Source organism: uncultured Thiocystis sp. (assembly GCF_903866365.1).
In the GTDB taxonomy this organism is placed as follows: Bacteria; Pseudomonadota; Gammaproteobacteria; order Chromatiales; family Chromatiaceae; genus Chromatium.
Map to the genome: position 1 here is coordinate 1 of NZ_CAIPNF010000329.1, position 6,629 is coordinate 6,629.

The 6,629-nt window shown below is 62.0% G+C and carries 9 protein-coding genes; 4 read left to right on the forward strand and 5 right to left on the reverse strand.

Features of this window, described 5'->3' with window-relative positions; genetic code table 11:
• Positions 1 to 133, reverse strand: a 133-nt coding sequence (locus QZY07_RS18605; protein ID WP_295405923.1) for a transposase, incomplete at its 3' end; no start/stop codon positions are given.
• Between the two features lie 214 nt (positions 134 to 347).
• On the opposite strand from QZY07_RS18605, the gene QZY07_RS18610 reads away from it, so the two are divergent.
• Positions 348 to 917, forward strand: a complete 570-nt coding sequence (locus tag QZY07_RS18610; protein WP_295405912.1) for a hypothetical protein — start codon at positions 348 to 350, stop codon at positions 915 to 917.
• A 1,063-nt stretch (positions 918 to 1,980) separates the two neighbouring features.
• Here QZY07_RS18610 and QZY07_RS18615 read toward each other — a convergent pair.
• Entirely contained in the window at positions 1,981 to 2,394 is a 414-nt protein-coding gene (locus QZY07_RS18615; protein WP_295405925.1) for a putative toxin-antitoxin system toxin component, PIN family, read from the reverse strand.
• Entirely contained in the window at positions 2,387 to 2,635 is a 249-nt protein-coding gene (locus QZY07_RS18620) for a type II toxin-antitoxin system Phd/YefM family antitoxin (RefSeq protein WP_295405914.1), read from the reverse strand. Before QZY07_RS18620 ends, QZY07_RS18615 begins: the two co-directional genes overlap by 8 nt.
• A 619-nt stretch (positions 2,636 to 3,254) precedes the next feature.
• Here QZY07_RS18620 and QZY07_RS18625 point away from each other — a divergent pair.
• From QZY07_RS18625 to QZY07_RS18635, 3 genes are all read left to right on the forward strand, one after another.
• Positions 3,255 to 3,992 (forward strand): DUF3782 domain-containing protein, encoded by a 738-nt coding sequence (locus tag QZY07_RS18625; protein ID WP_295405915.1) that lies wholly within the window; start codon positions 3,255 to 3,257, stop codon positions 3,990 to 3,992.
• A 123-nt stretch (positions 3,993 to 4,115) separates the two neighbouring features.
• Positions 4,116 to 4,934, forward strand: a complete 819-nt coding sequence (locus QZY07_RS18630) for a Uma2 family endonuclease (protein WP_295405917.1) — start codon at positions 4,116 to 4,118, stop codon at positions 4,932 to 4,934.
• 425 nt (positions 4,935 to 5,359) lie between these two features.
• On the forward strand, positions 5,360 to 5,719 hold the full coding sequence (locus tag QZY07_RS18635) for a hypothetical protein (RefSeq protein ID WP_295405919.1): 360 nt from the start codon (positions 5,360 to 5,362) through the stop codon (positions 5,717 to 5,719).
• Here the strand turns inward: QZY07_RS18635 and QZY07_RS18640 are convergent.
• Both QZY07_RS18640 and QZY07_RS18645 read right to left on the reverse strand, forming a co-directional pair.
• The gene (locus tag QZY07_RS18640) at positions 5,675 to 6,022 is read right to left on the reverse strand and encodes a DUF5615 family PIN-like protein (RefSeq protein ID WP_295405920.1); all 348 of its coding nucleotides are present in this window, start codon (positions 6,020 to 6,022) and stop codon (positions 5,675 to 5,677) included. The genes QZY07_RS18635 and QZY07_RS18640 overlap by 45 nt on opposite strands.
• Positions 6,019 to 6,249, reverse strand: a complete 231-nt coding sequence (locus QZY07_RS18645) for a DUF433 domain-containing protein (protein ID WP_295405922.1) — start codon at positions 6,247 to 6,249, stop codon at positions 6,019 to 6,021. Before QZY07_RS18645 ends, QZY07_RS18640 begins: the two co-directional genes overlap by 4 nt.
• Positions 6,250 to 6,629: the final 380 nt, after the last annotated feature.

The window sequence follows — 6,629 nt, forward strand, 5'->3', positions numbered from 1 at the left end:
AGCGTGGGCAACGGAACCCATCGGGCCAGCGCGCGCGCTCCAGCGACGCCTCACATTGCGCCTCGGTGCCGAACTGCGCATAGAACGCGGGCAGCGACAGCCCAGGTTGGAATTGAATGCGGTTCATGGGCATGGCGGAATCCCTCAGCGAGACGGGGGAACCCAGTGTGCGCCAATTGGCCGCGGAATATTGGCCTAACTGGGCCTAACTGAGGAATCTAGCTAATCAGGAGGGGACTTGCATTACGCGAATGAAGTCGCTAACTGTAAAAAAGAATGTCGATTCAGTTTCGCGACATTTGCCGGCGTCGGTGACATTAACAAAACCGCAATGATGGGGGCAAGCTATGAAAACGGTATCATCAATCGGCCGGCGCCACGGCGCCACGGCTTTGGGAGGCGCTGTCATTGGCGCCATGTTTGGATTTGCGGCTATCAGCGACGCGGACGCTGCCACCGTGACATTCAGTAGCTCTGGTGTCGCGGAGTCTGTGTTGGGTCTGGAGGTTGGATCGTCAGTTTACAACGTCGTGTTTACCGGGAAAGTCTCAAGCTCCGACTGGCTGAACGACCCGCCGAAGGACTTTTTTAGCGAATCCTCGGCGAGTGCCGCGGCCACTGCACTGGCGGGGGCGCTGTCGATGGCCGGCGCGACGTCGCTGAAGCTTGCGGGGGAGGCAACCACCACGTACGTGCAGATCCCGTATTCCAGCAGCGGGTCAAACTTGTTGTCTTCGTCCATGCTCTTTAGCGATCCGAATTGGGTCACAGGCCTTGCCGACGGCACGGAGATCGACGGTAACAACTTCCCGTATGCCGCCGATTTCACCGTCGTGCCGCTGCCGGCCGCGCTGCCGCTTTTCGCCTCGGCATTGGCTGGCATCGGTATCGCAGGCTGGCGGCGGCGCAAGGCGTAAAGGATCCGGTACCAAAACGCGCGCAGCCCGGTGGGCTGGGGGGCGGGAGTGAACCCCAGCGTGTCGAACAGCCATCACCCAACGAATGCAATAAGTTGCCCGTGGTGTCGACGTCGCGCAGGATGCGTGACGAGACTCCCGGCAGTCCCAACGCTGAGACCGCCTTTTGACCTCGTTGTGTTCACCAAACGTGGCTTTGCCCTCGTAAGTTGTGACCAAGCAGCGGGCGATAATTCCAACGCTACAAAACCTCAGCGCCTTGTTTTCGATGAGGCCCTGTAGCGTACCGCTTTCGTCGGCTCGGGCTAGGCTACCTGTCTACCTGGCTGATTCACTCCTTGCAGCGGGATCTCGACCAGGGCGATTCCGCAAGCTTCTCACGCGCGGTTCAACTGGACCTCCTCCTGCTGGAGGAACAGGACGGGCATCTTCTTGCTTAGCAACAGAGATTGACGCCTATGGGAGTGGTCGGGTTATGTTGCTGGCGAAGCAACGCGGTTTGTTCCGGCCCTACGGCACTGTCTCGATGCACTGAGAACCGATGCCGGCTTCTAACTAACCCATCTTTAACGCGACCTCATTGATATTGGGGCATATTCGGTGCTCGAAGCCAAGTAAAGCGCTGATTTCTATGTGCACGCACGCTTGAAGGCTTAAAGTAGTGCCCTAATCTTTTCGGTGCCTTTTGCGCCGCTGCGGCGCGCGGTCTAGCGTTTTGAGCACGTATATCCGCCGAACGCAGACGCGCAACACCACCACCGGCGAGCGCTACTTCACGTTCCGGCTGGCGCGCCCTCGCACCGTCAGGGTGAAAACAGCCCCGTAGGTTGGGGTGAGGGACGAACCCCAACTTGCCACCGTGCCGGCAATGAAAAACGCCTCCGGTTGAATCGCCAGGGGCGTTGAGGGTCATGCGGTTCGGCGTCCGTGCCTTCCGATGCGTGGATGTTGGGGTTCACTCTCGTTCACCCCATCCTACGCTGGCTAAACGGTCGCCGGGATGTCGCGGTCAGAGGATCGGATGCGCCAGCGGCAACGGAAGAGATCCGCGTATGTTCACGTCTCACGGCCACGTCAGAAAAACGGCTGGGCTGACGATTCTGACGCCATGAAAAGGATCCATGACCAGTAGATCCTGATCGCCGGTGATGATGGCCGTCGCCTCCCCATTCAGCGCGACATCCAGAAATTGATCGTCCTTCGGATCGCGACAGGCACGGATGACGCGCACGATGGGGACGATCCTTGCGACGCCGCCGAGTAACTCCACAAAACGCCGTCGATCCTCGACCGTGACATACGCATCGAACTTCGGGCGGTTCAAAACCCTCACCAGTTCTTCCAGGGTCGCTTCGGAAACCAGCAGCACGCCACGCGCCAGCGCATGATCCACCGCTTGTGCGGACACTCCGCTGGGGCAGAGCAGGCGGCTGATCAGGATATTCGTATCCAGCACCCAGCGCGATGGCTCATTCATCGGCAAGGAGTTTGGCAAGGGTTGCCTCGTCGAGCCCGGCCGTTTGCGCGGCGTTGCCCACCCGGTCGCAGAAACGCTGAAATTCGGTGACGTTAAATCGGACCAGGCGCTCGTACTCCTGCATCGACAGCACCACCGCGACATCGCGTTTCTGACGCCGGATGACGACAGGCTCCCTCGCGGCCGCCTCAATGACTCTCGCCAGTCCCTGTTTCGCTTCGCTTGCCGTAAAGGTGAGCATGATTGACAGTCTAAAATGTACAAATAAGACAAATTCTATCAGTGATCCAGAGCGAGTGCACGGCTGAGACTGGACGGCGTTGTTGGTGGGTCGAGCTTGTCCTGAGCGGAGTCGAAGGGCAAAGCGAAACCCACCGAACCCACGCGCCAACCTTCCCGATCCGCACCCAACGCAAAACGCCCCCGGTTTTCCGAGGGCGTTTCGATCAAGCCTTGGGGCGGTGGTCGATGGGTTTCACGGTCAATCGGCGTCCGTGCCAATCATCAAGGTTATACCGTGGCCGTTCTACCCATCCTACCTCGCTCGCTTCCGATGCGTGGAGTTGGGGTTCGTCCCTCACCCCAACCTACAACACGATCCCCGTTGTCGTTGTCGTTGTCGTTGTCGTCGTGTTCGACAACGACACCAACGCTTGAGCCGGGTAGCCAGCGTAGATGGGTAGAGCGGCCACGGTACGACACTGTTGATTGGCACGGACGTCGCTTAGCCGTGAAACCCATCGAGATCTCCCTCAAGCGACACCCTCAAGCGACACCCGTCGACGTCGCTCAGGGCTACTCTGCCGACCTCGCTTCGGCTATCGTTTGCGCACAGCCGATGCGTGCCTGAGAGGATGCCCATGAGTACCGCCGCCGAAGAAGTCTGGGATTTGCTGCGCGACCTGATCCAGGCCCAGCGCGCGAACGCCGAGCAATTCCAGGAAACCGACCGTCGATTCCAGGAAACCGACCGTCAGTTCCAGGAAACCGCCCGTCGGTTTCAGGAAACCGACCGTCAGTTCCAGGAAACCGACCGTAAGATTCAGGAAACCAGCGAACAGATCAAGAACACCGACCGCCAGCTCAAGGAACTCAGCCAGAGCACCGACCGCCAACTGAAGGACCTCAGCCAGAGCACCGACCGCCAACTGAAGGAACTCGGCAAACAGATCGGCGGGCTGGGCGAGAAATTCGGCAGTTTCACCGAGGGGCTGGCGCTGCCCTCCATGGAGAAGCTGTTGCGCGAACGCTTCGGCATGGAGGTCGTCAGCCCCAGCGTGCGCGTCAGCAAGGGCGGGCGGCATGTGGAAATCGATACCCTGTCCTACGCCAATGGCGCGATCAACACCGCCTACGTGGTGGAGGTCAAGAGCCATCTGCGCGAGGAGGCCATCGGCCAATTGCGCACCCTGCTCGAGCAGTTTCGCGACTTCTTCCCCGAGCATCGCGACAAGCGCCTCTTCGGAATCCTGGCGGTGGTGGACGCCTCGCCGGCGCTGCGCGAACGCGCCTTGCGCGAAGGCTTCTATGTCGCCCGCATCCACGACTCCGTGTTCGAGCTGGATGTGCCCGAGGGGTTTCAACCCAAGGCGTTCTGATACGGCGCCAAGCGCCAGGGAGTCAGCCGAGTGGTACGCGGTGCGTTGGCTGGCGGTTGGCACCTGACACCTGACACCTGACACCTGAAAACCGTCACCCCGCGACAAGCAGGCCCCATCGCCATGAAAAATCCCACGATCCGCCAAGGCCACGGCCCCTTCCACGCCGACCAGTTGCGTTCGGGCGATCCCTACGAACTCTCCAATGGCCATCCGATCCAGTGTCTGCCGACCGGCGGGCGCGGTTCCAAGGCCAATCTGATCGGCGGGCTCGTGCTCGGGACCGATCCCGACGTGGAGTCCGCCGGCGTCGACACCGGTTACGCGCCCACGCCGGGCACCCTGCGCGCGCCGGATGTCGCGGTCGGCAATGTGCCGGACGCGCCGGGCTGGGTCGCGGGCGCGCCGCCGCTGGCGCTGGAGTATGCCGACACCGGCCAGGACGAAGCCGATCTGGCGCTCAAGATCAGCGAGCTGCTGGCCGCCGGCACCCGTTATGTCTGGGTGGTGCGGCTCACCGGACCGCGGCGGGTCGAGGTCCATGAATCCGGCCAGGCGATGCGCGTCTGCTATCCCGGCGACTGGCTCGAAGCCCCCGGCATCCTGCGCAACCGTTTCCTCGTCGAGTCGCTCTACGATCCGCAAGCGGCGGCCACGGCGGCACTCCGCAACCTGCTGCAACGTCAGGGTTACCGCGATTTGGACGAGGTGCGCGGCGAGGGCCGCACCGAGGGCAAGGCCGAGGGCCGCGCCGAGGGCAGGGCCGAGGGGGCGGTCGAGTCGCTGCGCGGCGCCGTGCTCGATGTGCTCGACGGTCGCGGGATGATCGCCGACGCCGCCATGCGCGCTCGCCTCGAACGCTGCGCCGATCCCGCGCAACTGCGGCGCTGGCTGCGTCGGGCCGCGACCTTGGACGACGCGGCGGATCTGTTCGAGGCGTGATCGCTGTCGCAGGCGGGACGCGGGTCCGCCCTCTTCCGCTTCCGCTTCCGCTTCCGCTCAGGATTGTGCGGGTCGCGAGCCAGCGTGGATGGGTAGAGCGGCCACGGTACGACACTGTTGATTGGCACAGACGCCGACCTGGCCGTGAAACCCATCGACCACCGCTCCGACGCTGGATCGAATCGCCCTCGATCAAACTCGGTCGGGCGGAACACGCTAGCGGTTCCGCCCTCTCGGTGCGGTCGGGACGGCGGATCGCCCTTCGGACATCCGCCCGACTGGGTCCGACAGATGCCTGTGCTTCTGACTTGAGACGAGGTATCGAGCGTCAATGAGATCAGCCAGCGTCGGTAGATGCGCTGTGCCGATCCCACCCGGCGAAATGTGGTCGTCGTTCCGCTTGAGGTCGCGATTCAAGGTTTGGTGTGGAGTTCACCATGGAAAATTTGATCAATCTGCATCTTGAGGCGTTGAGTGAAGGGGGCTATGTCGCCACGTCCGACGACGTGCAAGGCTTGGTCGCACAAGGGCGTACCGTGCAGGAAACCATTGACATCGCGAAAGCTGTGGCCCGGCGTCTGTTGGAGGCGCAAGCGGAGCGCCACGATTTGACGGCGCTCCCCGAGGTTGGCGCGTCGTTCGATGACCCCGTGATCATCGGTTCGTCGAGCGATGGGGCGTTTGGCCGGATTTCGCGATCGTCACATGTGGTCGGTCCGATTTGCGACGAGATCCGCGTGCTATTTGATACGGTCGGCGATTTCGACCACGATATCGCCGCTTGACAGTAGCGCCATGGCATCCGCAAAGACCTCTTGCAGCATGCCGCGCAGCCGCCGATTTGTCAGATTGCCGCAGGTGAGCCAAAGGATCTGCGGTGGCGCGCCTAGGCGAAGCACTAAGTCGACGAAATCGCTGTCTTTACTCAGGATGATGACATCGCCGGCAGCGCGGGCGGCTTGAAAGATCGTGTGGTCGTCCGCGTCGCGGAGCCCGAGGTCGCGCACCGCGCGGCAGTCGACGCCAAAGTTGTCAACCAACCAGGGTGCCAGTGCCGGCGGCAGTTGCGCATCGAGCCAGACCGTCATGCGGCCAGACGGGGGATTTCGGTGCGGCGGGCTGCGAACAGTAGGCTGGCCCGAATGTCTTCGGGCTCCAGATCGGGAAAATCGGCCAGAATTTCGGTCATGCTCACCCCGTCGGCAAGCATCTCAAGAATGTCCGTGACTCGGATACGCATCCCGCGGATGCAGGGGCTTCCACCACATTGAGCCGGGTTGCTGGTGATGCGGTCTGCAAGTTCTTGTTTGTGCATGGTGGCGCCACTCCGGGGGCTGGGCTGCTGGCTGTGCGAGCGTTTCGCCGTGATTATGCACCGCCCCTTCCTGCGGCGGTAGGCGTGGAATATCTCGGACGTACCACGATAAATCCACTAGCCAGCGTAGGATAATGGGATGGTCCGCCCCGCTCCTCCAACGAGCCCAAAGCGGGCACAATGAGCGATGTAGGTGAAGCATCGTCAACCGAGGTAGCGGAGCAGACCAATGACAGAGTGTAGCAAAGAGCCGGTTGTCACGATGGGCATCGATCTGGCCAAGAACAGCATGCATGTGTACGGGGTGGATGCGCAGGGGCGCCAGGTGCTCAGCAAGAAGGTCAGCCGCGGGAAGTTGAGCGCGTTCATGGCGAATCGCC